This is a genomic window from Bradyrhizobium sp. ISRA442, from assembly GCF_038085055.1.
Taxonomy (GTDB): domain Bacteria; phylum Pseudomonadota; class Alphaproteobacteria; order Rhizobiales; family Xanthobacteraceae; genus Bradyrhizobium.
The window spans coordinates 1-25,494 of sequence record NZ_JALGCN010000003.1; the positions used below are offsets into that span (position 1 = coordinate 1).

Annotated in this window: 21 protein-coding genes and 1 pseudogene; 8 read left to right on the forward strand and 14 right to left on the reverse strand. The window is 61.9% G+C overall.

Translation table 11 applies throughout. The features are described 5' to 3' along the window. Positions 1-308: 308 nt before the first annotated feature. Positions 309-1,730 (forward strand): hypothetical protein, encoded by a 1,422-nt coding sequence (locus tag MTR72_RS06240; protein ID WP_341510233.1) that lies wholly within the window; start codon positions 309-311, stop codon positions 1,728-1,730. 400 nt (positions 1,731-2,130) lie between these two features. Here MTR72_RS06240 and MTR72_RS06245 read toward each other — a convergent pair whose 3' ends face one another. The 3 genes from MTR72_RS06245 to MTR72_RS06255 form a co-directional block, all read right to left on the reverse strand. After that, positions 2,131-2,370: a hypothetical protein gene (locus tag MTR72_RS06245; RefSeq protein ID WP_341510234.1), complete on the reverse strand. Its 240-nt coding sequence runs from the start codon at positions 2,368-2,370 to the stop codon at positions 2,131-2,133. Between the two features lie 12 nt (positions 2,371-2,382). Continuing rightward, positions 2,383-2,481 carry a type II toxin-antitoxin system HigB family toxin gene (locus MTR72_RS06250; RefSeq protein ID WP_341510235.1) on the reverse strand — a complete coding sequence of 33 codons (99 nt, stop codon included), beginning with the start codon at positions 2,479-2,481 and terminating at the stop codon, positions 2,383-2,385. 124 nt (positions 2,482-2,605) lie between these two features. Beyond that, positions 2,606-5,392: an autotransporter family protein gene (locus MTR72_RS06255; protein ID WP_280967986.1), complete on the reverse strand. Its 2,787-nt coding sequence runs from the start codon at positions 5,390-5,392 to the stop codon at positions 2,606-2,608. Positions 5,393-5,911: 519 nt separating this feature from the next. On the opposite strand from MTR72_RS06255, the gene MTR72_RS06260 reads away from it, so the two are divergent. After that, positions 5,912-7,900 carry an autotransporter outer membrane beta-barrel domain-containing protein gene (locus MTR72_RS06260; RefSeq protein ID WP_280970818.1) on the forward strand — a complete coding sequence of 663 codons (1,989 nt, stop codon included), beginning with the start codon at positions 5,912-5,914 and terminating at the stop codon, positions 7,898-7,900. A 34-nt stretch (positions 7,901-7,934) separates the two neighbouring features. Here the strand turns inward: MTR72_RS06260 and MTR72_RS06265 are convergent, their stop codons facing one another. The 3 genes from MTR72_RS06265 to MTR72_RS40325 all read right to left on the reverse strand — a co-directional run bounded on the left by MTR72_RS06265 (position 7,935) and on the right by MTR72_RS40325 (position 11,377). Then, positions 7,935-9,002, reverse strand: coding sequence for a helix-turn-helix transcriptional regulator (locus tag MTR72_RS06265; protein ID WP_280967987.1), 1,068 nt, complete (start codon positions 9,000-9,002; stop codon positions 7,935-7,937). A gap of 502 nt (positions 9,003-9,504) precedes the next feature. Next, positions 9,505-11,058: a monocarboxylate uptake permease MctP gene (gene mctP / locus MTR72_RS06270; protein ID WP_280967988.1), complete on the reverse strand. Its 1,554-nt coding sequence runs from the start codon at positions 11,056-11,058 to the stop codon at positions 9,505-9,507. 67 nt (positions 11,059-11,125) lie between these two features. Further along, the gene (locus MTR72_RS40325; RefSeq protein WP_445819559.1) at positions 11,126-11,377 is read right to left on the reverse strand and encodes a DUF3311 domain-containing protein; all 252 of its coding nucleotides are present in this window, start codon (positions 11,375-11,377) and stop codon (positions 11,126-11,128) included. Between the two features lie 220 nt (positions 11,378-11,597). Here MTR72_RS40325 and MTR72_RS06280 point away from each other — a divergent pair. Beyond that, a pseudogene (locus MTR72_RS06280) lies at positions 11,598-11,786 on the forward strand (aldehyde dehydrogenase family protein); the annotation flags it as partial. A 7-nt stretch (positions 11,787-11,793) separates the two neighbouring features. Here MTR72_RS06280 and MTR72_RS06285 read toward each other — a convergent pair. The 3 genes from MTR72_RS06285 to MTR72_RS06295 all read right to left on the reverse strand — a co-directional run bounded on the left by MTR72_RS06285 (position 11,794) and on the right by MTR72_RS06295 (position 13,991). Continuing rightward, on the reverse strand, positions 11,794-12,822 hold the full coding sequence (locus tag MTR72_RS06285) for an alpha/beta hydrolase (protein ID WP_280967989.1): 1,029 nt from the start codon (positions 12,820-12,822) through the stop codon (positions 11,794-11,796). 159 nt (positions 12,823-12,981) lie between these two features. Next, entirely contained in the window at positions 12,982-13,404 is a 423-nt protein-coding gene (locus tag MTR72_RS06290; RefSeq protein ID WP_280967990.1) for a CBS domain-containing protein, read from the reverse strand. Between the two features lie 116 nt (positions 13,405-13,520). Next, positions 13,521-13,991, reverse strand: a complete 471-nt coding sequence (locus tag MTR72_RS06295) for an aminoacyl-tRNA deacylase (RefSeq protein WP_280967991.1) — start codon at positions 13,989-13,991, stop codon at positions 13,521-13,523. Positions 13,992-14,375: 384 nt separating this feature from the next. Between MTR72_RS06295 and MTR72_RS06300 the strand changes: the two genes are divergently transcribed. Further along, complete coding sequence (locus MTR72_RS06300; RefSeq protein WP_280967992.1) at positions 14,376-15,284, forward strand: division plane positioning ATPase MipZ; 909 nt, start codon at positions 14,376-14,378, stop codon at positions 15,282-15,284. A 107-nt stretch (positions 15,285-15,391) separates the two neighbouring features. Here MTR72_RS06300 and MTR72_RS06305 read toward each other — a convergent pair whose 3' ends face one another. Genes MTR72_RS06305 through MTR72_RS06315 form a run of 3 tightly spaced genes read right to left on the reverse strand, consistent with a single transcriptional unit; the run spans position 15,392 to position 17,478 of the window. Next, positions 15,392-15,841: a GYD domain-containing protein gene (locus MTR72_RS06305; RefSeq protein ID WP_280967993.1), complete on the reverse strand. Its 450-nt coding sequence runs from the start codon at positions 15,839-15,841 to the stop codon at positions 15,392-15,394. Then, positions 15,795-16,595 (reverse strand): molybdopterin-binding protein, encoded by an 801-nt coding sequence (locus MTR72_RS06310; RefSeq protein ID WP_280967994.1) that lies wholly within the window; start codon positions 16,593-16,595, stop codon positions 15,795-15,797. Before MTR72_RS06310 ends, MTR72_RS06305 begins: the two co-directional genes overlap by 47 nt. Position 16,596: 1 nt before the next feature. Continuing rightward, positions 16,597-17,478, reverse strand: a complete 882-nt coding sequence (locus tag MTR72_RS06315; protein ID WP_341510236.1) for a cytochrome b/b6 domain-containing protein — start codon at positions 17,476-17,478, stop codon at positions 16,597-16,599. 1,063 nt (positions 17,479-18,541) lie between these two features. On the opposite strand from MTR72_RS06315, the gene MTR72_RS06320 reads away from it, so the two are divergent. Next, a complete protein-coding gene (locus MTR72_RS06320) occupies positions 18,542-19,276 on the forward strand; it encodes a metal ABC transporter permease (RefSeq protein WP_280967996.1) in 735 nt (244 codons plus the stop codon). An 84-nt stretch (positions 19,277-19,360) separates the two neighbouring features. On the opposite strand, the gene MTR72_RS06325 is transcribed toward MTR72_RS06320, so the two are convergent. Both MTR72_RS06325 and MTR72_RS06330 read right to left on the reverse strand, forming a co-directional pair. Further along, complete coding sequence (locus MTR72_RS06325) at positions 19,361-20,734, reverse strand: SagB/ThcOx family dehydrogenase (protein WP_341510317.1); 1,374 nt, start codon at positions 20,732-20,734, stop codon at positions 19,361-19,363. A 93-nt stretch (positions 20,735-20,827) separates the two neighbouring features. Further along, a complete protein-coding gene (locus tag MTR72_RS06330; RefSeq protein WP_280967997.1) occupies positions 20,828-23,080 on the reverse strand; it encodes a TOMM precursor leader peptide-binding protein in 2,253 nt (750 codons plus the stop codon). A 438-nt stretch (positions 23,081-23,518) separates the two neighbouring features. Here MTR72_RS06330 and MTR72_RS06335 point away from each other — a divergent pair, with 438 nt between their 5' ends. From MTR72_RS06335 to MTR72_RS06345, 3 genes are all read left to right on the forward strand, one after another. Further along, entirely contained in the window at positions 23,519-23,845 is a 327-nt protein-coding gene (locus tag MTR72_RS06335; RefSeq protein WP_280967998.1) for a hypothetical protein, read from the forward strand. 201 nt (positions 23,846-24,046) lie between these two features. Continuing rightward, the gene (locus MTR72_RS06340; RefSeq protein ID WP_341510237.1) at positions 24,047-24,907 is read left to right on the forward strand and encodes a VOC family protein; all 861 of its coding nucleotides are present in this window, start codon (positions 24,047-24,049) and stop codon (positions 24,905-24,907) included. Positions 24,908-25,113: 206 nt separating this feature from the next. Then, positions 25,114-25,437 carry a MoaF-related domain-containing protein gene (locus MTR72_RS06345; protein ID WP_280968000.1) on the forward strand — a complete coding sequence of 108 codons (324 nt, stop codon included), beginning with the start codon at positions 25,114-25,116 and terminating at the stop codon, positions 25,435-25,437. Positions 25,438-25,494 lie beyond the last annotated feature (57 nt).

The following is a 25,494-nucleotide window of genomic DNA, read 5'->3' on the forward strand; positions in this document are numbered from 1 at the left end:
CTCGTCCCGTGGTCGCTACGCCGGTGCCCCCGCTTTAAATCGCGCTTAAGTTGCATGCCCGATACTGATCAAGATCGATGAGGACTTGATCACCTTCGGACGAACTTGTGCTTCGGCCTTCCTAGGCAAGGGAGACGGAGTTGGGGCAGCCTTAGGTAGCTCTGCTGCATATGAAGGAAAGGGTGTACTCTATGTTCACTTGGAGGGGCGTTCTCGATCGAGCCGCTTACGCCTGGAGATCCGGAGTCACGATCGCGTTTCTGATCGGAACGATCCTGCTTTTCCCATATCTTTCACAGGCGATCGTGATGGCGTCGCATTGCGCGGCGGATACGTGCGGCGCCGTCGCTCTCGTTGCGCCCACAATCCTTCGGCCGATCCTCTTTGTTGCAGCCATGGCAATGGCTCTGAGCGCATGCGTCCGCAGGGCACGCCATGCCGGATTGCAGCCATGGCTGGGCGCGTTTCCGCCGCTGATGTTAGTCGGCGATCAGGCTCTCCTGCAGTATGCCGGAGCGGGCTGGGCATATCCCTTCTCGGCCGGCGTCCTGTCGATCAATCCACCCGTCTATGCGCTGTTCGGGACGGCCCTGATCGGTCTGCTTGGGGTCCCCTCGCGTGATGCCCTTCGCGGCCATGGAAGCAGCCTTCTGGACCGAGCGTTGCTGGCGCTGGCAGCATTGTTGTCAATTGCTGCCGTGGTGCGCGCGGGTGGCCTTCCGCTCTTCGTCTTCACGGCCTTGCCGCTGGTCGCGCTTGCTGTCGTTATGTTTGAGTCCTACGCGACATACGCAATGCCGCTGTTTCTTGCCTTGGCGGCCTATCGTCTCTGGCGGACAGATCGGGGTGCTCTCGCGACGCCGTCGCCATCTCCCGTTGTCGTATCGGAGACGCCGAACCTTTGGCGGCCCGGGCGCGCGGCGCTCGTCGGCCCGATCGTCGCCTTCGCGGTTCTGCTATGGACGCTCCTGTCGACCAGCCTCATGCCCGTTCCAATGGTGCTGATGGCACTTGCGGCCAATCTGTTGCCGTTCTACGTGCCAACATTCGTGATCTATACGGCATTGGTCGCAGCGGTGCTGCGGTTGATGGCCAGACGGGACGCCATCGCGGCCACCGCACTCTTTGTCGCGCTGATTCCATTCGGCTTCTGGGCGACGTCGCTCTCGTCGGTCCTCATGGCGAAGGCGCACGAAAGGGAGGCGATCGCGGCAATTCCCAAAGTTGCCCTGCCCGCAAAAATCGACATCGTAGTCATTGAAGGCGAAGAGGGGTCGCTTATCAATTGCGCGCGGAAGAGCATCCTCTCCGCCGACTATGGCGTCGGCGACGTACTGACTCACGGGCGACGCAGGCAAAGCTGGGGCCCTTATCTCCGGTTCACGCGGGCAACAGCCAATTCGCCGGTGAACAAGGGTGTAGTCGCGGACGGCGCGCCGGCCGAATACGTGCTCGTTCGATTCCCGGACCGACCGCCTATCTTTCTGGATCGCGTCTCCGTGGACATTTCTTCGCCGCCGGTTGAAATATACGCGGTCGGTAGCGCTGGCACGCAACTCGTCGCGGCGAGCTATACGGCCCTAAATCAACCGCCGACCTTTCCGCCGATGTTGACGACGTACGGTTGGTATCGCGGCGAGAACTCGACTACCTCCGAGAAGTCATGCAAGAGCGTCGCTAATTTCCTCCAGCGAGAACTGCATGATAAACCACCACCGGGCCGGACTTGATAGTCTCGACCTTCGCAGGTGAGAGATGCCGCCCATGAGGCGTAGCGCGAGATCGCAAGCCGTCGCAGTTTTGCCGATTGGAGCGCCGTGCGGGCTACGGCATCATAGCGCCACGGCGAAGCAATAGTGCCCATCTTCATCGGCCGGGGCGCGCCATTTCGTCAGAGCACGCATTCATAGCCGCAAGCCACCAATAATACGACACAATACGACAGACGCCGCCGTGCACAGGGCGACCCGAGTATGCGTCGGGTCTCAGGCGGCGCGTTCGATCCTGTAGGGCCGGACCGGCAGGTTGGCCGGAATTTTCCACGCCTCGCCGATCTTGTGAATCAGATCTACCGTAAGCGCGCGCCGACGCGAAAGAATCTCCGAAGCGCGAGAGCGCGAACCTAAAAGCTCAGCCAGCTCGGCCCTGAGTATGTCCGAGCTCCTCGATTGCATAGCTGAGCACGTCGATCGGATCAAAACGCTTGCCGCTCTCGATCGGCCATCGCTTCGCCTCGTATATTTCGACGAGCGCGAGGAGGTCATCGAGCCGGTCACCCTTCTCGGTGCCTTCAGCAGCCCCCCAATATGCATCGATCTCGGCGAGCGCCGCATGATGATCTTTATCGCTCTTGATCGGTCGGATTTCCATGGATCGTTCGCTTTAAAACTGCGGGACGGTCAGCGCATCGATGCTGTCGTATTCGGCATGGGTTCCGACGACCTTTACAAAGGCCACTTGTCGGCGGAAATCGAAAGCCACCTTCCCGCAACTTCGAACCTGACGCGCTCGCGGTTCAGAACCTTCGATTTCGGAGCTGCCCTCTGGACCTCATCCGTCGAAGCCCAGTGTGCCGCCTTAACCGGCGTGGCGCCGGATGTCGTGTCTACCACGAGTAGCGCGCGCCGAAGTCGCCCCTGACGCCGTCACGCCTGCTGCCATCGGTGCCGCTCACTGCGAACTGATAGCCTGCCTGGGCATAGAGGGTGAGGCCGGGCAGCAGCTTCGCGCTCAGGCCGCCGGCAAACTCCAGCCGCGTCGCCTGCTCGGCCAAGAGCACCGACTCGGGGCCGAACATCGTGTTCACGTCGGCACCCCAATCGTGCCAGACGTTGGCGAGCACGTAAGGCTGCCACACTCGTCCGGCCGGGTCGTCGATAGTCCACTTGCCACGCAGGCCAAGCCGCCCGCTGGCGCCGGACGTGGTGCCGAGAGCGACCGGGCCCAAGCCGTCGTCGGCGTCGCCGAAGGAAACCCGCTGCCAGATGATCTGGCCCTCCGGCTCCAGCACGAAACCGGGCCCGAACCATGGTAGCGGAATCGGATAGCCCGCCTCCAACGACGAGGTGAAGCCCGTGCCATTGGTTGGCAGGTTGGCGAACTGGGTCGCCGCATTGCCGTTGTAGAACGAGCCCTGCAGCACCGCGTCGATGTACCAGCCGGCGGGACCATAGTGGGTCCAGTAGCCGCCAAACGAATAAGCATTGAGGTTCAACGAGCCGGTGTGTTGCAGGATATAGGCGGTCGCGGCCGCGTTGGTGACGAGGCCATCCACGCTCACATTGCCATTGCCATAGGCGAAGTAGACGCCGGCGGTGTCGCGGTGGCCCGGAATCAAGCTGCCGCGCCAGACATCGATGCCGGTCTGGATGCCGGCCACCTGGCCGGTCGCGCGCGGGTCGGCGAAGGCCTGGTAGTGATTGTTGATCTGCTGACCGAACAGGCGGCCCCATACGGCCGGCCGACAGTTGGCTTCCGGAGCGGCTGGGGTCTTGGTGATGGCTACGCTGTCGTACGTGGCGTTCAAGCACGCGGCATCCGCCGCTGCATCGCCGACGCGCTCATGCAACGTGCCGAGTGTGGTGAGCCCCATCTGCCGGGCAATCGGCTGCACAACACCATAGGTCGCGATCTCCGGCCCGATGATCGGCCAGATGCCCGGAGGCGGCGGCTGTCCGTTGTCGGGTGCAGGCACATCGGGCAGCTCGCCCGGCGGCGTGACCGGGCCGTTGCCGCCGTTCCCACCATTGCCGAGGAAGTCCGAACGCAGGAACCAGTTATCGGGGCTGCTACCGTCGGGGGCGCCACGGAAAAGACGGTAATCAAAGAAGCCGGCGCGCACCTCGCCCGCGAGCGTGAACGCACCGAGGTCCGTCGTGCCGCCGGGTGTTGTCACGACCACCGGGATGCCAATCGTCGTATAGTCGCCTGGGCCCGTCGTGTTGTGGATTGTGAGCGTGGTCGAGCCGATCGCACTGCCATTGATGATGAGCTGGTCGGATGGGGAATTATCGCCACCGAGAAAGGTGTTAAGCGTGATCCCGCCACCCAAGCCAGTGTAGTTCGCAACGGTCAGCGTTTTATAACTGCTCAGTAGCGTTGGATCGCCGGAGGGCGACGTGAAAGTGATTTGGCTGGCATCGTTAACGAGCGTCGTCAGATTCGAATTGCCAGTCATCCTCCAGATTGTGCCGTTCTGCAGCGTCACACTGGACGTGGCGCCGGCTTCCGTGATCGCCGCGCCGGTGAGCTTGGAAAAGTCGGCAGTCAAATTGAGGAGGCCCGAATTGGTTGGAGCCGGCCCCCTGACGTCGAGCCAGACACCGCTCTCGGATGACACGGCAGTGTTTTGGCGCAGCATGACATCGGCCGTGCCGCTGAGAACGGAGATCGCCGGCGCTGCTGTGCTAGTCAGCGTACTTCCGGACACGTTGGCCGTCTGCAATGTGCCCGCAGCACCTGCCATAAACAGGGCGCTCGCGCCAGCTCCGGTCGCAGTCACGGAGACACTCGTGGCCATAACCGTGCCCCCGTTTTCGACGTCCACGCCATGCGCCCCGATACCGGCGGTCGTGATGAAAACGTCCGTGGCCGCAAAATTGGCGGCCGCTCCGGATGCGAACAGGCCGCGCGAAGAATTGCCGGACGTCGTGATACTGCCTCCGGTCATTGTCAGGAGGCCATCTCCGTGAACGCCATCCGCGTTGCTTCCGGTCGTCGTTATGCGGACATCACTGGCAACGAGAGGAGCCGTCGGCGAGTCCGCGTCCAGGCCGGTTGTACCCGCCGCGAAGACCTGAACGCGCTTGAGGGTCATCGGATTTACGGCACTGGCGGTGAGCCGTATTGCCGCGTCGCCTGAAACGCCTGCTGCCCGGACTACGGTATCCGTCGCCGTGAGCAGCCCTAGGCCCTGCTGCTGGAGGGCGGCAGTACCACCGCTGCCGCTCGTGGCAACAACCGTTCCGCCGTTCAGGACGATCGTGCCGGGTAGCGTTGCGGCGCCCGCTATCACGGTGTTCGTGGTCGCGGTGAACGTAATGCCGGTAGCCGTAACGCTGGCACCAGCGCCTCGCGCCACCAGGGCTTGGGTGCCAGCGGTATAGGACAGCGACGGGTTCGCCACACTCGGCAAGGCCAGCACTTCGCCCGGTCCGGCGGTACAACTGACTCCAGGGTTACAGCCCGCTTCGGCGTAATTTGTACCCAGGGTTACCGTAGTGGGCAACGCGGCCAGCGCGATCGCCGATCGCGCCCCAATCCTCGAAAATGCGTCTGACAAGAGCGTCCGCAATCGGCCGACCGCCCGCAGTTTGCCGCACCTACGTTGGACTACCGGCTGCCCGAGCTGAGCGTCTCGGGCCAGCTTCTCCGCCTTAGCAACTTTGATCATGAGAACCTGCTCCGCCGTCAGCCAATGGATGACACGGTGAAAGATGGGCAGCAATCTCAGCTTGTATGTAAGAAAAAATACTCGCAGATTGCGCCACAATCATGGCGCGCATGGCGCACCGAAATCAGACGGTTCAAGTTTCTCAATGCTTGTGGCTAACGAGCTACGCAGTGGACGGCGAGGCTGACTAATTGCGAAATTTCGATCGCCTCTCGGCTCGGCGAGCGCGTTCCAGCCATACCCGCCTCCAATGCAGTAGAGCCGGTAATTCGTCCGGACGGGACCTGCCCGAATTGATCAAGCGCAATGCTATGTACCCGGGCTACTACGTTTCCCGCATGCAGCCCTGAAGCGCGCCCGAACCCGCATTCCGCCGGCCGGGGTGCGTACCTCAACTCAATCGCGCACCGCGACGAGGGGCTTCTTTGCTTGGATTAACCCAATTGGGTCATGCCCGATCAGAGCCGAAAGATTATGAGCAGCAAGGTATCGGGGTGCATACTTTTGGGGTTTTAAATGATGTTGCGCGGCCTGGGGGCTCTGAGTCTGGGATTGATCATCGCCGGTTCCGCATCGGCACAGACCTTCAATCAGCTAGTTGGATTTGGCGATAGTTCGCTCGATAGCGGATATTTTCGATACACCAGCACCGGCTGGTCGAATGAAGCCCGATTTGTAACAGCGCGGGCCAACGGTGCGTCGATTACGCCGTCCGCTGGACTCATGAACACTGATTTCCTGGCCGCCTCCTTCGGGCTGACGCTGGCGCCGAGCAATGCGCCAGGCGGAGGAACGAATTTTGCGGTCTCCGGCGCGGAGAACAATTCGCCCAACATCGGAGGAGGTACCAGCCCTTCCACCGTGCAGCAGATTGGCAATTATCTTGCGTCGACGGGCGGGCAGGCCAATCCAGACGCCCTCTACATCATCCGCTCCGGTGGTAATGACCGCACCGCCTTCGTCAACGCTTATAAGGCCACCCACGGCGGCGCCTCACCGCCGGCCGGCTTGTTCAACGTTGCCGTGCAGCCCAGCTTGGCCGCTCTGGAGGCATCGATCAGGCAACTGAGCGCAGCCGGCGCGCGCTACATCATTTTGCCGACCTACTTCACGACCAATTCTGATCTCGTGGCCTACCACCAGCAGCTTTGGGGAGACCTCTCGGCCGCCGGCGTCAAATTCATTCCCGCGGATTCGGGCGCGCTTCGACGATTCGTCGTTGCGAACCCGGCGGCGTTCGGCCTTACATCGGTTTTGCCGACAGCAAGCGGCGGCGTTTCCGCCTGTAACACGCCAATTGGCGCGCCCGGCGCGCAAGGCTACGGACTAATCTGCGTTCCTTCGACCACGCCAGCCGGTGCCGGTATCAACGGCACGGCGTACCTCAACTCGCAGAATTCCTTGCTGACGAGTTTGTTCTCGGATGACCAGCATCTTTCACCGACCGGATATAAAATCGAAGCGGACTATTTCTACGGCCTGATTGTCGCGCCAAGCCAGATATCGTACCTGGCCGAGGCGCCGGTGAAAACGCGAACCGCTGTGGTCAACGCGATCACCAACCAGATCCCGCTGTCCTTCAGCACCCCGGGCGCGTTCCACGGCTGGGTCAGCGGCGACGTCTCCTGGCTGAAGATAACGAACAGCTCTCCAGGTTTTCCGGACGATCCCGGAACGCCGGTGGCGGCGACGGCCGGATTTGACTACGCAGTCACGCGCGACTGGCTGGTCGGCGCGGCCTTCTCCGGCGGCACCACCAAGCAGAGCTTCAGCCTTGGCGGCGATTACCGGCAGACCGAATACGCGATCAGCGTCTACAGCGCCTATCGCAAGGATGCGTTCTGGCTGAACGGCATCGCGACTTGGGGCGCGTTAAGCGATGGGATCAATCGCGTGGTCCCGCTCGGCATCACGACGCAGTCCAATGGAGGAAGCACCAGCGGTACCAACATCTCGGTTGCGGCCGAGACGGGTTATCACTTCCGGACCGCTGTCGGACCTCTTCCCGATGGAGCTGGCAGGGCTCTTAAGGCACCGGCGGCCACGCCGGTCTATCTCACACATGGGCCCATCGTCGGAATCATCGCCCAGCAGGTTCACATCAACCCGTTTGCGGAAACCAATGCGAGTGGCGCTCCGACCAACCTGGCGTTCGCAAGCCAGCTTCGCAATTCGGCGGTGAGCGAGCTTGGCTATCAGGCGAGCTTGAACCTCGGCATCTGGGAGCCTTACGCCAGGGCGGTGTGGAATCACGAACTCGCGGGCAGCGGCCGGCTCGTTACGGCCTCACTGCTCAGCATCACGGCCCCGAGCTATTCGCTGCCGGCAGTGTTGCTTGGAAAGGACTGGGGCTCGGGTACGGTTGGCACGCGCGTCAAGTTCGCGCCGAATACGACCGCCTTCGCGGCGCTCTACTCTCAATTCGGCCAGAACAATGTCGCCACCTATGGCGCGCAGTTCGGACTGAACGTTGCGTTCGAATCCTCTGCAGTTCGTGCCAAGTACTGAGATTGGCACGAACTGCTGATGCGATCCGGTTTGGTCATGCCAGCTGCGATACCAGGCTGACCAACTCTGCCTGGCGGTGCGTACCCGTCTTGGAGAACGCTGATTTCAGCTGATTCCGTGCTGTCTCTCGCGCAATCCGTAGCTGTTGTGCCGCTTCCTCCAGAGACCTGCCGCTCGCCAACAGCGATACCAGCCGGGATTCAGCCGAGGTGAGATCGAACGCCTGCGAAATCAACGCGGGCTCGGGCGTGCGTGGAGTCAGGTTGGACAAGACAAGCATCACCCGCGCTCCGAGAAAGACGGTGCGGGCCGCACCATCGACGGGCAACATGCGGATGACGACCGGTGGCTTTGCCGTGCGACGGACCACCACCGGGGCGGCAGGCAGTGCGGCGGTATCAGGCGTCGATCGGATCATGTCGATAAGTTGATCAAGCTCGGCGGCCGCCTTCTTGTCACGTACGACCAGTTGTCGATCTCTAATCCGGATTTCCTCGTCAAATCCGGCATCGGCCGCAGCGTTCGTGCTCAGCACCATGCCCTGCCGATCGATGACCAGTGCAGGCTGGCGGACCCTGCTCAGCACGTCCGTCATGGAGGTGAGGGCGACCCGGCCTACTGCGGTTGAAAGGGTGGCCGTCTCCGTCAATCGCGGCGCAAGCCGTGCAAGCAAGCGCTTGTCCCGCGCCTCGAACGGACCCTCGCGCCCGGTCCGCTGGATGGCCAGCGCCCAGGCGGCGGACCCGGCCCAAAAGCCGACACCCGCGAACCATTGCAACCCGAACGGATAAAGGACCTCGTTGTACATGGGGTCGGAGCGAATCTGCTCCGGTGTCAGGATATCGTGGTCGGTGACGATCTCGCCGGACATCATGCGCGGAAATCCAGCGGCTCGCGGATCACTCAGGTGCCAACCTTCCTTGAAATAGACCTGGGTACCCTCATCCATCGATTGCGTCCGCGGGACGTCCGGCGTCCGAACGTCGCTCTGGAGAAGGACGGCAGCCGATGCGCCGACCGCCCTGCAGATGTCGTCCATGATGGCGGGCCAAGCGGCGGGATCCACCGCAGCTTCCCCAAATCGATCGATGACTTTCGACAATTGATCGTTATCAATTCCATTTGTCCCCAAGAGCGGGCCCCTTTCCGCTTATTCCTGTGGCGTCCGTTTCCTCCAACGGCTGCACAGACATTTCGTTTTCCGACGCAGCAAGCCCCACCAGACATAAGAGCCTGCGTGCCGGCCCGGCTCATACCCTGCTCCAAAAGGTGGGCCGGCAACTTGGAAATCTCTCGCGAGAGCACGGCGAATTGCAAGCGTCTTAGGAGATCTTGCGGGAGAATCTGGAAGGGCCAGTTCGCAACGGTTTTTGTATTTTACAAGCGCCGGCCGTCAGCGGTCGCGCCAAGCCTTGGCCGAAATTATAACGAGATTTCAATCATATACGAGTTCGCGGTTTTATTCCGAATGGCGCGCCAGTTTCCGTCGTTCACAACTGAACTGCGACGTGCGCTTTCTGTCTTGTGCGCGTTCTTGGCACGCCCCTGGCAGTCGCCCACGCTATTCGCCGCCGCCGCTGCTCATCGAGCCGGGCGGTGCTTGCTCAGGTTCGCGACGGCGCTCGATATTCGGCCGCGAGAGTCTCGTCGGCCGAAGCGCCGCTCATGAGATTGAACAGCGGCGTGAGGACGAGTGTCAGAACGAGGTTGAGCACCACTGCGTATAGCGCCGAATAGCCTGGAAAAGTGAAGGCGCCGACCGCGAGAGCATAGGTCGGGGTGAGGTTCGCGGCGACGAACATTGCGGTGCCGGCGACGATTCCCGCGGCCCATCCGGTGAGTAGCGCCCAATCGTTGAACCAGCGCGTGTAGACGCCGAGCATCACGGCGGGCAGCGTCTGGATGATCCAGATCCCGCCAAGGAGCTGAAGGTAGATCGCATATTTCGATGGCACGAAGACGATGAAGGCAAGTGCGCCGAACTTCACGATGAGCGACACCCACTTTGCCATCTGCGCTTCCTGCCTGTCGGTGGGCGCGCCGTTGATGAACTCGCGGTGAATGTTGCGTGTGTAGAGATTGGCGGCGGCGATCGACATGATCGCGGCCGGCACCAGCGCTCCGATGCCGACGGCGGCAAAGGCGATGCCGACAAACCATGACGGGAAGCTGTGAAGGAACAGGGCCGGCACCGCAAAATTGTTGCCGAACTGTTTGAAGCCGGCCGCATATTCGGGAAGGTTGCCGACGCCTGCAGCAATGGCGAAGAAGCCGACGAGCGCGAGCAGCCCAAGCATGAATGAATAGGCCGGCAGAAGCGCCGCGTTGCGTCGAACGGCGTGTCCGCTGCTGGCGCTCAGGATGCCCGTGATCGAATGGGGGTAGAGGAAGAGCGCAAGCGCCGATCCGAGCGCCAACGTTGCGTAGGATCCGTACGCCCCGGTCGTGTTGGCGCCGGGAGCGGCCAGCAGGAGTTTCTGGGCCGGTACGGCGGCGAAGATATTTGCAAAGCCGTCAAGCTGTATTGGAACGACGATGACGGCGGCGAACGCCGTGATGTAGATCAGGATGTCCTTGACGATGGCGATCGAGGCTGGGGCCCGCAGTCCGCTCGAATAGGTGAAGGCGGCGAGAATGATGAACGCGAAGAGCAGCGGCAGGTCGCCAGCGTAGCCTTCGCCGGAAACGCCCATCCCGCCGATCACGACCTGAAGTCCGACAAGCTGGAGCGCGATATAGGGCAACGTCGCGACGATGCCGGTGACCGCCATCGCCAGGGCGAGCCAGCGATTGCCGAAACGCCCGCGGACGAAGTCGGCGGCCGTGATGTAGTTGTGCCGGTGGCAAACGTACCAAAGCCGCGGAAAAACCAGGAAGAGAATAGGATAAGCGACGATCGTATACGGTACCGCGAAGAAGGCGACCGCACCGGCCCCGAACGCCAGCGCCGGAACGGCAATGAATGTGTAGGCCGTGTAGAGGTCGCCGCCGATCAGGAACCAGGTGATGACGGTGCCGAAACGGCGTCCGCCAAGCCCCCATTCATGCAACAGGTCGAGGTCGCCTTTGCGCCAGTGCGCCGCGGCGAAGCCGAGCCATGTTATCAATGCAAACAGCACCAGGAAGATGATCAAGGCAGTCCAGTTTACATCCTGCACGGCACTCCTCCCGATTGGCCCTCCCTTGCTATCGTCTCCTCTTGCGTGATCGTGCGCCGCCGGCGGGCTAGTCCTCCGTCGCGAAATAGACCACTGCGGTCAGCATGGCTCCAATGATGACCCAGAGAAGCTGGTACCAGTAGAAGAATGGGATGCCGATGAGATCAGGCTCGGCCATGTTGTAGAACGGCGGCCAGAGAACGGCGATGAATTGAATGAGGAAGAGCAGGTACCACCAGCTCCATCCGGCGCGTTTTTCGTTCTGCCGGCCGGTGGCTGCTTCCTGAATGCTGTATCTCGAACCGACGTCATTTGACATGGAGACCTCTTTCACCGAGGTGCGCCAGTGCCGGTCAATGATGCGGAGGGTAGCAGAGCTACTTTCGATGATCCGGCGGCGAAAGCTGGGGCTCGTCACCTTCCCACCCAGCTTTCTCATTCGCGCCGTGGTCGCAACGCGGCACCTGTTCCCGGGTTCCATGCGCCTTTCGGCTAGGGGGCCGGCGGCGCAGCCCGAGATCCGGCGCAGTGAAAGCAGTGACTTGTCACAAGCACTGCGCGCCATAGGACGCATCGAAGCCGGGACGGTATGGGTCAATCGCTACGGGCGCTCCCGCGATCACATTCTGCCGACGGGAGGCTATAAGAGTTCGGGTATCGGCAAGGATCTGGGGAAAGAGGCGTTCGAGGCGAACCGCCGGCGGAAGAGCGTTCTCATTGAGCTGTGAGAGGAGCTTAAGCGGTCGTGCCGTCGATCGAGCGGCGGATCACGCGCTGCACTTCCGCATTCGATAGAAACAGATCGTGATTGATGATGCCCCAGCCTTCCTGGGACGCATCGACCACGCGCACGCCGAGCCGCTCGATGACGGCCTTCTCGGCGGCGCCGACCCTGGTCATTCCGCCTGCGATTTGCCCCGACAGCGCCAGCGCGCGATCGTTCGTCGCGGCGATCACGGTGATCTTGCCGGCAAGCGGACCGATGCGGTGGATCGCCGACGAGAACACGTCCATGTCGATATCGGGCGCGGCAAACACCACCGCCCCGATCTTGCTCGTGACGGTGTCGCCGTATCGCGCATAGAGCTGACGCAGGCTTTCGAGCGTCAGCATGGTTCCCATGCTGTGCGCAACGACGTGCACACGGCCGCCGCCTGGAGCCGACACCAGGGACGAGAGCACGCGTTCGAAATCGTCGCGGGACCACATCGCGCTGTCGCGGTCATAGGCGTAGTCGAACAGGCCGGCCTTGGAGGGCCAGGAGAACACCATGGTCCGGCCGCGGAACCTGATCCCGTCGGAGAGATGGGCGGCATCGAGTGCCGCCGTTTCGAATGTCTGCTTGAAGCCGTGCACATAGATCAGCACGTCTCCTCCCGCGCCGCCCTGTGCAACGAGATCGCCAATGTCGCCCGGCACCGGTTCGACCCGATCAAGGCGCCAATCGCCAAGTCCGACCGAGGCGAGAGAAAGTCGGCTCTCGTCCGGCGCCACCAGCTTTGCCCGCGCGACCGTCATTGCGGTCGCGCGCTCCGGCCCGAACCAGGGTTTCGCGCGACCGCCGTTCACGGGCTTGCGCGTGGTGGCGACAAGCAATGTGGGGTCAACGGAGAGGGACGACGCGTCGAAGCGCGCGCCGGTCGCGCCCAAGCCGGCACATCCGCCGAGCGCGAGGGCACTGCCCGCCGACGCAAGCCCGCCCAGGAGCGCGCGGCGCGAAAGAGAATGATGAGGGTCGCGTTGCAGAAGACGTCGGACGATCACACGGAACCTTTGGGAACTTTGCCCAGCCTAGCGCCGCCCCGCCTAGCTCCCTGAATGACAATGGGGGCGAGAAGACGGCGGAGCGGCGGCAGGTTGCGTGATCATTGCGTCCGCGTTCGCCGCAGCCGACAAAGTTCCGGAACCGGCCGGCGTTTGCCCTCAATGATGATGGGCCGACACACCCTTGACGCACTGGGTCAACAGATCAGCGGTGGCGGATCGGCCGACATCACCCAGGCTGATCATGCCGACCATCCGCTTGCTCTTGTTGATCACAGGCAACCTGCGAATTTTCAGCGTCTCCATGTGATGTACGGCCTTCGCCAGATCGTCGTCTTCCCGGCAGCAATGGATGCCTTCGGTCATCACGTCCCGCGCCGTCGTGCGCGCGGCGTTGAAGCCGTTACTCGCAAGGCCTTTGCAAACGATGTCGCGATCCGTCACCATCCCGATCAAATGGTCGTCTTCGCCGATCGGAATGCAGCCGATGTCGTGCCCTTGCATCAACTTCGCGATCTCGGTGATCGGGGTGTCGGGGCTGACCCAATCGACGCCCTTGTGCATCACGTCCTTGACTTTCATGGAGGACCTCCGTTGCGAACGCAGCCCCCGCGACGTGACTATACAACGAACCGGGCGCGACCGCACGCGTCGCCGGAACGAAGGGGCACTGGAAATTATCCCGCCGTCATGCCGCGTCAGTCATGCATACTGAAGCGTCCATGCGGTGCGTTGGCCGTCAGGCGCGCGAACTGTGCTTGGGTGAGCTGAAGCAGCGTCTCGTGATCGCCGGCTTCGATATAGACTTCGGGTTGGGCCCGGATGCTCTCATCGACGATGAGATCGAGCCCGTAGCACCGGCCGACCGCCGGAACTGCTCCGTGCGCACAGTCCGCGAACAGCCGGTTGATCTCGGTTTCGTTGGCCATGACGAGATCCTCGCCAAGCCTTTCCTTCAAGTCCGGCAGGTTGAGATGGTGCGATGCCGGCACGACCGCGAGCATATAGCCGCCGTCATGCCGCAGCACGACGGCCTTGGCGAGACGATCGCCCGAGACGTGGCAGGCCTGCGCCGTGCGCGTTGATGACATGGTGAGATCGTGCGGGATCTCGGCACACTCGATGTTCTCGGCAGCCAGATATCGCTGCAGGGTGGGGGCAATAGACATGGCGTGGCCTCCGGATGGGTATGCGAGCCATCCACCGTAGGGCTGCCCCCGCCGCACGATGAGCGGCCGCGTGATTGCCGGACTTCAGCATAGGCCTTGCTCTCGAATGCCGCAATTGGGTCGGACGTTCGAATCGCTCCGGGCGCGCCACTCAGAGAGCTTCTGCCATGGCGTTGGCACGAGCACGCGGCAGCGCTTTCACTGCTTCGTCAACAGCATAGCGATCAAACCCCGCGTTCCTTCGTCCACGACCTCGAACTGTTGCTGCACGGATTTTTGGGTTGGCGACGTCCGGTCGCAAACTGTAATGACATCGGCCCGGAACCAGGCGCGGGATAACCGTATTAGTCTTGCAGTGGAATCAGTTACTTATCAGGCCCAGCGATGCTGCACGCGACACCAATCGCAGGGGCGGGATCGCCATATGTCATCGTCATCGGCAACGAGAAGGGTGGCTCAGGGAAGACGACGATAGCCATGCATCTGGCCGTCGCACTCCTCAAAGAGGGCCACCGGGTCGGGACGATCGATCTCGATAGTAATCAGGGAGCTCTGACGCGCTACATCGAAAACCGGCGCATCTGGGCCTGGCATCGGCGGATCGAACTAGAACTGCCGCCGCATCGCCTGGTCCGGCGCGCCGAGGGCGCGAACCTCGAGGACAACGAAGTCGAGGAACTCGTCGCCTTTCAGGCGGCTGTTTCCGACATCAAAAAGTCCGTCGATCTCGTCGTGATCGACACCCCCTCGACGGATACTTATCTGATGCGCCTTGCACACTTGGTGGCCGATACGCTCGTGACGCCCGTAACTGATAGCTTTCTTGATTTCGGCACGCTGGCCTCGGTCGACCCCATCACGCACGAGGTGACGGGGATCGGCCACTACGCCGAGATGGTGTGCGAAGCTCGCAGGCATCGGCGCGAGTTCGACCAATGCCAGACCGATTGGGTCGTCCTCCGTAATCGCTCAGCGCGGGGCCGGCTGCTGCATCCCAACATTGCCGAACTCGGTATAAGGCTGGGGCTCAGAGATATCCGAGGCTGTGCCGAGCGAAGCGTGTATCGCCAGCTTTTTCCCTCCGGCCTCACTGCCCTCGATGCGCTGGACGAAGCGACCTTCGGCGCCAGACCAGGTCAGTCACACCGGTTGGCTCAACAAGAGATGCGCGATCTGGTCGGCCTTCTGAACCTGCCGATCACGGAGCGCGCCTGCCGCAGGGCTGCCGCCCGAAAAGAGTGGTTTGCGTCGGCGCGCGCGCCACTCGGCACCAATGAAGTGTTGCTTGATTGAGCAGTCGTCCGGCGGGAATGCCTCGGAGCGCGAACCGAAGCACCCCGCTCACGCGAGCGAGGTCGCACGCTTGGTTGGCGCAAAAGCGGTGAGCCTTCACGCGACACTTAGCCCGCAGCGTGTTTGATCGCCGTTTCGAAGGCCTTTGCGTCGAAGGCCGGCATAGTTTGAATCCGCCCTAGACCGTGGGTCGCATACCAGACGGAGAACGCGAGCATCGCCTCCGGGTTCGGGGCATCGACGACGTCGACGAAATCGTAGTAGCCCTGCGTGTAGTGGATCGACTCGATCTTGATGCCCAGCTTGTCGAGCTTTGCCTTGGCCTTGCCGACCCTATCCGCCTGCTTACCCGCCCACTCCGGGTTCAGATTGCCAAGCAGCACATATTTCATGGCCACCTCCACGGGATATTGATCGTTCTGCACCAATGGAATTATACGCCTTCCGGTGACGCGCAGCAACGCAGGCCAGTGCCGCGATCGGATGTAGCGGCCAAAGAGCGCGACCAGCTTACGAGCCTGCATACCAATCGTAACCTCGGTCTTCCCAATAGCCACCGTTGCCGCCGGCGATCTTGGCGAAGCTGTCGACGATTTCGATTGCTCGGATGTACTTAGCCATCTTGTAGCCGAGCTGCTGCTCGATGCGTACACGCAATGGCGCGCCGTTGGCAATCGGCAGCGTCTGCCCGTTAAGTCCGTAGGCGAGGATCGTCTGCGGATGATAGGCACTGATGAGATCGATGCTCTCGTAGTAAAGAGTCGAGTCGTCGCCGAGCGTGTCGTCCATCGAATCATAGCAGTGGAAGACGACGTAGCGCGCGGCCGGCTTGATCCCCGCCCGGTCGAGGACGCGCGATAGCTGCACGCCCGTCCATTGGGCGATGCAGCTCCAACCCTCGACGCAATCGTGCCGTGTGATCTGGGTGCGCGACGGCATTTGCCGCAATTCGTTGAGGCTGAGCGACAACGGCTTGTCGACAAGCCCCGTGACTTGCAGCCGGTAGCCGGCGAAATCGTCTTTCTGGACGGCGAGATAATCGTCAGTCTGCGGATCGGTCGAGCCGTTCGGGCGCTGGTCTTGCCGGATGGCGCTGGGTGGATATTCGCGCGCCATCGTCGCCGGTCCTTGAATCGCGCGTTGCGCTCCCATGGTAAGAGCGTTCGCCTTTCGCAGAAAGCCGAGCGCAGGATGGCCAAGTCCGAGCACGCCGTCGAAAGCATCACAGCCGCCGAGCGTCACCAACGACGCACCAGCGCCGAGCTGGCCAAGAAACCGGCGGCGGTTGGACATGATCTTGATCTTGCTCATATCAAGCTTCCCCGCTGGTCGGCTCGGGCTGGTCGCTGCGATACCAGCCCGTGATCATCGAGCGCATCTCGTTGATCGGTCCTGCGGCGATCACCATGATGATGTGAACGACGAAGAATAGGACGATGACCAGCATGCCGCAGAAATGCAGCAGACGCGCCGTCTGGCGGCCGCCGAAAACGTCGAGCAGCCAGGGCCAGGCCAAATCGACACCGGGCGACATCGTGAGGCCGGTGGCGATCATGCCCGGGATGACGAGGATGAGAATCACGGCGTAGCTGAGCTTCTGTAAGACGTTGTAGGAGCGCCGGTGCGGAAATTTGAGGCGCAGATGGCTGACGATGTCGCGTGGCAGAAGCCGAAAATCGCGCAGCCTGGGGACGATGTCGTGCCAGAAATGACCGTTGATCAGGCTGGCGAACAACCAGACAAACCACGTCGGGACGAGGATCCAGGCGAAAAAGAAATGGATCACCCGCCCGGTCGCGAGGTCGTAGTAGGAGGGGATCGTCGCCCACTCGGGGAAGGCCTGGTAGACCGGCTGGTCCTTCGATCCGCTCTTGCCCAATAGTCCGGTGGTATCGAAGTCATGACCCAAAATGCTTGTTACGCCGACGATCCTGCCGTCGTGCATTTCCGCATGAATGTCGAGGACCGTATTGTCGAATTGCTTGCTGCCGTATCCTGCCTGCGGACCCAGATATTGCTTGTCGCCGAAGCCTGACTGTCGCCCAAGATAGAGGATCGGATGTGCGTTGAAGATCTGCAGCCCGCTCGTCACCATGAAAAACAGCGTCACGGCCCATACCCAATGAGTCACGCGCGTCCAGACCGATTGACGATAGAGAAGCTGTGTCTCCTTTGTATCTTTCAAGTCGGCCATCACTTATCCCTGTCGTCGCGAAAAATGGGCGACGCACGATGATAAAGTGTCAGTCCCTGGCGCAGGGTGCGATCAGAACTCTGTCTGCGCGTGGCGCAAGCCATCGACTGCGCTGTGGTCCGTTCGATACGTCGCTAAAAGTCGCTGCACGCGGTCTATCGGCAGATTGGGAACTTACAGAACCGCCTCTGTTCGACGCCCATCGACGAAGCGATAACCAATGATCGAACGCGCGCGCCGAATCGAGGTTCCGAATGAAGGCAAGGCGCGGCGCAAATCTTACGGCGTCCGTGCCCAGCGCGTCGGCCGCGGGCCCGGATATTGCGCGGGCGCGAACTGGAAATCGAAACCTAACTCCTATTTCAGAAATTGGCTCATTTGTAATTGGCGTGGGCAATCATCGTTGGGAACGCGTGATTGGTGACCTGCGTTCGACCTTCGACCACCGTCCCTCGCGGGCCTAGCAGAGAGCCAGGCGAAGGCAGACGAGGAAGAAGGAGTAACGCGATGCAACGCTTGACCAGGAATATGCTTGCTCTGATGGCAATGCTGGGCGCTGCAGCACTTGCTGGCCCTCATGCTTCGGCGCAAATGAGGGGTGGCATGGGCGGAGCACCTAGCGCCGGTGCTGCAGGTGGCGGCCACGCCGCTGGGGCTCCTGTCGGCGGGACAGCAGCTCCGGCAAGGAGCGGGATGAGCGGAGCGACGGGGCCCGGCGTCACCGGTGGCAGGGTCCATCCGCAGTTCAACACCGCGTTCCGAGACCGTGACGACCGATTCGCCTTCCGAAGTCGCTCCGCGTTTCGAGCTCGTGATGACCGATTCGCATTCCGAAATCGCTTCGCGTTTCGAGACCGTGATGACTTCGCATTCCGTCACCGCTTCTTCAGGCACCGCTTCGCGTTCGCGGCGATCGGAGACAACGGATGCTTCCGCGTGAGACACGTCTGGACCCCGGTTGGCTGGAGGTGGCGCCGGATCTGGGTTTGCGGCTGACGCTAGTTGACATCCGCGGAAATTCGGACAGCGACGGCGAGCGAAGAGTAAACCAAAGGACCGAACAATGAGCAGAATGAGCAGTCTCTCAGCGGCACCGCTCGCCGGCGCAGCCATTATTGGAGTGGTGGCCGCCGCGGTCGCGGCCGAGCAACCGGCACGCATTCGCGGGGAAATTCAATCGCTGAGCGGTAACACGCTAAATGTCAGGTCATATGACGGGAAGCCGCTAGAGCTGATGCTGGATTCCCAAACGCAGTACAAGATGGTCGTTCCGGCCCACCTGTCCGATATCAAGCAGGGAGATTTTGTCGGGGTCGGCGCTACAGGACCAGAAGACGGTCTCGAAGCGCTAGAGGTCGTCATATTTCCCGCTTCAATGCGCGGCACTGGTGAAGGCCATTATGCATGGAGCGTACCTGCTGCCGTCGCCAATGCCGATCGGCATGCGGCAAGCACGGCACCGGGCGCACCAGCGGTCCAAGGTACCATGACGAATGGCACGGTGGGCAGAAGCTTGTCAGAACCGGCGGCACCCGTTCAGGGCACGATGACGAACGGAACGGTTGGCCTCAGCAGCGGAAAGGACGGGAGCAAGAAGCTGACACTGTCATACAACGACGGAAAGCAGACGCAGATATCGGTTCCGTCGGATGCACCCGTGGTACGATTCACGCCTGGGCAACGCTCTGATTTGACGTCGGGCGCCAAGGTCTTTGCCCTCGCGAGCGAAGGGAACGGCAGCACACTGGTCGCGAAGTCGATCGCGGTTGGCCAAAACGGGTTAATGCCGCCGATGTAAAGGAGCCGAACTCCCGCAACCTCACGCGGCATCGCGCCCGAGACTCACACGGCCGTAGACATTCGAAAGATGTCGCCCTCTAGTCTAGCTCGGGATTGCCGGTTTCTTGCCGCGTCCGAGCGCGAATTGACCGACCGGGCCTTCGACGTGGAATTCGAGCCCCGTCATTCTTGCAAACAGATCGATGTTGCCGGTGCCAATGGCGCAGCCACCAAGGCCCATCTCGGTCGCCGCCAGGTAGAACGTCTGGATCAAATTGCCGACATCCTTCAGGATCAGCGAATATGCGATTGAGCTGTATTTCCAGGAGATCCGCCCAAAGCGCGCGGCGATCGTGATCAGGACCTGCGGCGGACCGGATGCGTCCATGGCAAATTCGGCCGCCATCGAGAGCGCCTGGAGCTGCGCTGCGGAGACGTCGATCGCGACCAGCGCGTGGCTGCCCGCGTCGTAGTGGTAGAGCCCACGTGCAAGCCCCTCGCAGTTCGAAACCGCCAGGTACAATTCAAGCTCATACGCGCTGCCTGCCGACGGATAGGGTCTTGCGCTGTAGGTGACCTCCGGACCGCGGTCAAAGTCCGCGCGGATCTTCCATTCCGACAGCACGCGGGCTGTCGTGCCGAGAAATTGCGCGAGCTCGGCGAGCGTGACCGGATGCTGGTCGTCGAAATCCCGTATTGAATGGCGTTCGCGCAGCAGCTTCGCGAGGGGCGAGGCTGGCTTCGTGAAGAATTTGCCGAGGTCGATCTGCTTGCCGGGCCAGGGCGGACGCACCGCTGGCAGCGGTGGAACGACGCCCGCATAGGTGAACGAGCCGCCGACTGGATTGGCATGCCGGCCCTCCGTGCTCCGCGTGTGAAACACGAGATCATGGAAATCCCAGAGAACGAGATTGCCGTCGCCTTCATTCTCCCGAAGGCCGTCGCCGTCTTTCGCAGTGAGCTTGATCAGCATCTGGCAATGAAGCAGCAATCCGAGCAGATTGAGGTTCAACGAGGCCGCGTGGCGGCGAAGCGTGCTGATCTTCCAAGGCCGCGACAGGGCCGCGAGGGTGGCCGCGATGGCGGGATCGCAGATCCGAAACAGCGCGCCGGCGCGCGGTGATTCCAGCACCATCTCGTTGCCGCGCCGGCGCAGATAGGCGAAGCGCGACAACACGATGGTATCACCGTTCCCCAGCTTTGCGGGTTGCGGCCAGTATTCGGCGACCTGCGGCTCGATGACCACGAGATCCTGTTCGTCGCGCGGAGAGGATAGGCGGTATTCGACAAGTCCGTGCCGCGCCAGTCGCTGCACCAGGGCATGAACCTGCTTCGCGAGGGCGCCCTTGCCGGCAAAGGAGACGAGCGGCAGGCCAGTGGCGAGCTGTCCGGCACGGGCGATCGCCGCCGTGCTGAATTGTCCCAGATTGATCGAATAGCCGCCCAAGGCAGCGGCGAGGCTTCCGTCCGCCTGCAGGTGAAGGGAAAAACGACCGTTCAGACGGGCGGAGATGACGGGCGCGATCTTCCTGGCCGGCTTTTTCCGGAAGTTGCGCAACGAGGCCAACCTTCAGGTGTGCGGAAGGAACGGCGTGAGTTCGCTTTCCAGCCGCGGGCGATCCAATAATCCGAGCTTCACCGGTACATCGTAAAGCCGGCCGGGCGCGAAGCGGCGATAGAAATGCCGCAAGCCCGGAACGAGCACCCTGACCACGGGGACCTCGACGTCGGGCCGCGTCTGGTCGAGCACGAGGAAATCATAGCCCGCGTCGGTGGCGATCTCGATGCAGGCATTGACCTGGTCGCGCGTATTGTCGTGAACCTTCAGGCTCGGTGCCGGCGGGACAATCGGATTGTCGCTGGGGATCAAGAACGGATAATCGTCCAGTCGCAGCGGCGTGACGCCGTCGAGCGTCGGCTTCTCGCCACTTCCGCCGCCCATCATGCCAATCGACATGAACTGGGTCAGCTCGGTGAGGGACCGCAAGAGGGCTATGCGGCGATCGAAGTGCGAGCCGGAACCGAACTCGATATTTTCGTGTCCGTTCTGCATCCAGTGCGTGATCGCCACGTAAGAGGGAATGCCGAGATCGCTGGTGATGTCGAGCACCCAAAGCCTGCGCCCTGCATCGGCAAGCTGGGCCTGCAGATCCCGCACATAGGAATCGTCGAATTGCGTGAGGTCGACTTCGGCACGCTGCAGCTGGTTGTACCACCAGATGGCGTAGGCATCGCGTTCGACCAGTTCGAGGAAGCCTTGAACGATGGCTTCCTCGCGGGTGTTGCCGGCCGCGCATCCGTTGGAATCAGTATGGAAGCCGCCATAGAAGAAGTACAACAGGCCAGTCGGAAGATATTTGAAACGCTTGTCGCGAAACGACCAGACCGGCGACCACTCGGTCCTAGTCGATGGATCGAACGGCTCAGGAACCGGATGTGAATCGTCCGGCTGCGGGGCATACCTGTTTTGAAACTGCGCGTCGCTGAAAAACTGGATGTCGTTGGGAAGAAGAGCATCACCGGGAGCGAAATCGGCAAAGCGGCGCTTCGTCCTGATCTCGTCACCCTGGAAAATGCCCGAATAGCGTTCGATCGCCTCCATCAGCGCGCTGGCCTCGCCCTGCTCGGCTGTGGAACCCTTGCCGAAGCTGCCGCCGCTCAGTCCGGATCTGAGCTGGTCGACGTTCCAGGCCGGCGCGGAGAAGTTATGGTACGCAAAAAAATTGGTGTTCATCGGCAGATCGGCCTCGATCCGCTCGAGCCGCGAAACGACGCCGGTCAACGGACTCACGTGTTTGCGGAACCGCGCTACGGTGGCTCGTGACGTCACGGTGCGGTACCCGCCGCTCGTCATGACGAGCTTTCTGCCCTCCGCAATTTCGATCGGTGCCGCCGCCCGGCGCGGATTCTGCAGCCTCTTGGCTCCGCAGGTCGGACACTGCGGGCGTTTCGCGACGTAGTGCTTGGCGATGACCGCCCCGGTCAGGTCCAGGCTCGCGATGTGGTCGCGCAGATCGGTGCGAAATCCCGAGGCGATCGCTTTGGCGATTTCAACAGCAGCGAAGTGGATGGCGATCTGTCCCACTGTGTCGCTGACCAGGGGCGATACGGCGACCGCTTGCGCCGGTCCGCGGTCGAGAAATCCCTTGATCTCCCGATTGCGTATCATGCGATCGAACAGGCAGGTCCAGCAGGCGCTCTCGCCCGGCTTGAACACAGGCCCCACCAACGGAAACACGCCGGACGGCTGGACCAGCAGCCAGGGCGCCGCATCGCCCACGCGCTCCCCGTTCACCTCGGCGAGCCGCCGGTCGAGATAGTCGTTCACCAGCGTGATCGTGAGTTTGGGTGACCGCTTGGTGATTTGAACGCCGAGCTTGCTCAAGGCCGCGGCAAGTTCTTTGGCACCCTTGACATCGATCGATTCCACCCGCACGGGGCAATCGCGGAGATTCTGTTCCGCGATCTCGGCAGGCAGGCCGAGGCTCGCCCAATATCCATCAACGGTGCCATCGAATGCGCGCGATGCTCCTGTTACCGTTACGACGTATCGGCGCTCGAGCAGCCGCCTGATCGCTTCCTCGATCTTGTCGGCGGGAAAATTCTTCGAGAGCTGGCGAACGATCTCTGGCGCTTCTTTGCCATTTTTTCCGATCGCCGTGGCCACCGCGCAATAGAGATCGCCGTGCAGGAAGAACTTGCGGTTCTCGGAGTAGAGACAGACCGCATCGGGAGGAATGAGATAGGCGGTGAAGTTCGGTGCGAATCGCAAAATGCCCTTGCGGGTCTGCCTCGCTGCGCGGCTCTTGCCATTGACTGTCATCGGGTCAGCACGCTGATCCTATTGCTGTCACGTCCGATTGCCGGCACGGGGCGAACCATTGGTCCCGCCCGACTTGTACGCCGAGCTCGACCACCGGCATTCTTCGAAGAAGTTGGATCACACTCGCTCGCCATCGGCAAGCCGACCGGCCAGGCCCGGCGAACGTTGCAACGAAAGCAAAAAAAATGGCCGGGGCGTTCGTGGCCCGGCCAATGAAATCGCGACGTGTCGACACACAGTCAGCAGGCGTTAGCACCAGCGGCAGCGGCCCCACGATGCACAGCACCCTGCGCAGGAAACCCAGGGCACGCCTATGCCTATCCAACCAACGCCACAGCCGCCGCATCCACCGCAGCCGAAGCCGCAGCGGCAACCTCTGCACGCCCTGCATCCGCCGCAGCCTCTGCAGCCTCCGCAACCTCTGGCGCCTCCGCAGCCATGGCAACCACCGCATCCGCGCGCGAGCAGCACGCTGCCAGCGACGCTGCCATTGTCGATGAGATTGAGATGGAAGGTGGCGAGACTGACGTCGGCGAGTTCTTCCTCACTGAGCGTAGTCATGTGGCCGGGCGCGAAGTTCGGCCTTTGCTGCACGTCGCCGGTCGGCACGGCCGACGCCGCTGCGCTTCCAGCCAGCGAAAAAGTCAGGCCGGCTACTCCCAGCGCCGGTACCGCCGCTTTGGTCACTCGCCTCTTTTTCGAAGCTTGCTTCGCCCGCTGCATGGCCGCATCCTCCAGTTGGAAGAAGGATCTCTGAGAAGATGATCCTACGCCGGGCGACCAGGGCAGGCAAGATTCACGGATACACGAAATGTAATGAAGCTCGTTCAGATTGCATTCATCTTCATGAACGATGTCGCCGCAATTTCATCAACTGCACCGAGGATCCGCGCGCGTGAGCGGATTGCAACGGATGCGATTTGATGCGGTGCGCAATGGTCTGCCCGCTTGAATGGGGAAACGAGCTTGGTCGATCAACTCGGACGCTTCGCCTGGTATGAGCTGCTGACGACGGACATGCCGGCAGCGGCGGCCTTTTATGGCAAGGTCGTCGGCTGGGCCGCGACGGATGCGTCTAGCCCGGAGCTGGCCTACACGCTGCTCAACGCAGGCGGCGCTCCGGTCGTTGGGCTCATGGAGCTTCCCGAAGAGGGGCTGCGAATGGGCGCAACGCCGAGATGGATCGGCTACGTCGCCGTCGATGACATGGATGCGAAGGCCGCGCAGATCCGCCGTCTTGGGGGCGCCATCCTGGTATCACCGACCGATAGCAATATCGGCCGAATTTCAGTGGCCGCCGATCCGCAAGGAGCGACGTTTGCGCTTGTCACCGGACTGACATATGGCGAGCGGCAACCCGGCGGCTTGGACGAGCCCGGGCGCGTGGGCTGGCACGAGCTGCTGGCTGAAGACCGGACCAGGATCTTCCCGTTTTACGGCGAGCTTCTCGGCTGGCAGAGGGCCTCCGCTGAAGCCGATCCGGCAGACCTTTATGAAGTGTTTTCGGCGGCCGGGCAGACGATCGGCGGCATGCTCACCAAGCTTCCGAGCGTGTCGCAGCCCTGTTGGCTCTACTACTTCAATGTCGACGACATCGGCGCGGCCGCCGAGCGCGTCAATGCTGGCGGAGGCCGGGTCCTCCAGGGTCCGATCGCCTTGCCCGATGGCTGCTGGATCGTGCGATGCGCCGATCCCCAAGGCGCCCTGTTTGCGCTGCAGGGGCCTTGGGACCAGAAAGGCACCGAAGCCTCGGAAGTCAATTGGTCCGCAAGGTGGGGTGGTGTTTCTTCACAGGGCAGGGTGGTCCTTCACAAGACGAAGCGATAGTGGCTGGATCTCCCGAGGGTGGCGCACTTCCTCGAGCAAAATGTGGGTCGCTCTTGAGCCGGTTGCTTAGGTCGATCTGTCCTAACCGCGCACATTCTTCACCCGCCCAACCGCGGACATGCCGTCGCCTGGACATTCGCGTGCGACGCACCAACTCCAAGCCATGAATGCCAAGCTATGGATGGCCGTAGAGCGGGAGCCGTGAGATGAACTCGTCAGCCGTACTTCTGCTTCGCGCCGGCCAAGTGCTCGAGATCAAGTTCCCAAAATTCACGCCGCGGATCACTTTCCACTCTGAACGCGAGCTAACCGTGGAAACAGTGCCGGGCGATGACATCGGCTTCGCCGATACGGTTGAATATGAGGCAACCGTCATTCGCGATGGGCTCGTCATGCTCTCGTGGCAGGAACACATCGGAAGCACGATCGTTCACGTGCTCGATTTCACGTCAGGCATGGCACACACCGCGGTGACGCCGGCAAAAGGCGGGCTTATGCGTCTAACCGGTCCGATCGAAATCAAATCCTGATTGCGATCCTGCTGCAGCGAAGGATCTTCGCCTTCCCGGATAGTTCATCATGGCGTC

Excerpts from the sequence above, each read along its gene's own strand:
- MTR72_RS06290 (WP_280967990.1), bottom strand. The coding sequence starts at position 13,404 with ATGAAAGTCAAGGACGTGATGCACAAGGGCGTCGATTGGGTCAGCCCC.
- MTR72_RS06255 (WP_280967986.1), bottom strand. The coding sequence starts at position 5,392 with ATGATCAAAGTTGCTAAGGCGGAGAAGCTGGCCCGAGACGCTCAGCTC.
- MTR72_RS06295 (WP_280967991.1), bottom strand. The coding sequence starts at position 13,991 with ATGTCTATTGCCCCCACCCTGCAGCGATATCTGGCTGCCGAGAACATC.
- MTR72_RS06320 (WP_280967996.1), top strand. The coding sequence starts at position 18,542 with ATGAGCAGAATGAGCAGTCTCTCAGCGGCACCGCTCGCCGGCGCAGCC.
- MTR72_RS06335 (WP_280967998.1), top strand. The coding sequence starts at position 23,519 with ATGGCAACCACCGCATCCGCGCGCGAGCAGCACGCTGCCAGCGACGCT.
- MTR72_RS06240 (WP_341510233.1), top strand. The coding sequence starts at position 309 with ATGGCGTCGCATTGCGCGGCGGATACGTGCGGCGCCGTCGCTCTCGTT.
- MTR72_RS06315 (WP_341510236.1), bottom strand. The coding sequence starts at position 17,478 with ATGGCCGACTTGAAAGATACAAAGGAGACACAGCTTCTCTATCGTCAA.
- MTR72_RS06300 (WP_280967992.1), top strand. The coding sequence starts at position 14,376 with ATGCTGCACGCGACACCAATCGCAGGGGCGGGATCGCCATATGTCATC.
- MTR72_RS06310 (WP_280967994.1), bottom strand. The coding sequence starts at position 16,595 with ATGAGCAAGATCAAGATCATGTCCAACCGCCGCCGGTTTCTTGGCCAG.
- MTR72_RS06245 (WP_341510234.1), bottom strand. The coding sequence starts at position 2,370 with ATGGAAATCCGACCGATCAAGAGCGATAAAGATCATCATGCGGCGCTC.
- MTR72_RS06345 (WP_280968000.1), top strand. The coding sequence starts at position 25,114 with ATGAACTCGTCAGCCGTACTTCTGCTTCGCGCCGGCCAAGTGCTCGAG.
- MTR72_RS40325 (WP_445819559.1), bottom strand. The coding sequence starts at position 11,377 with ATGTCAAATGACGTCGGTTCGAGATACAGCATTCAGGAAGCAGCCACC.
- MTR72_RS06260 (WP_280970818.1), top strand. The coding sequence starts at position 5,912 with ATGTTGCGCGGCCTGGGGGCTCTGAGTCTGGGATTGATCATCGCCGGT.
- MTR72_RS06330 (WP_280967997.1), bottom strand. The coding sequence starts at position 23,080 with ATGACAGTCAATGGCAAGAGCCGCGCAGCGAGGCAGACCCGCAAGGGC.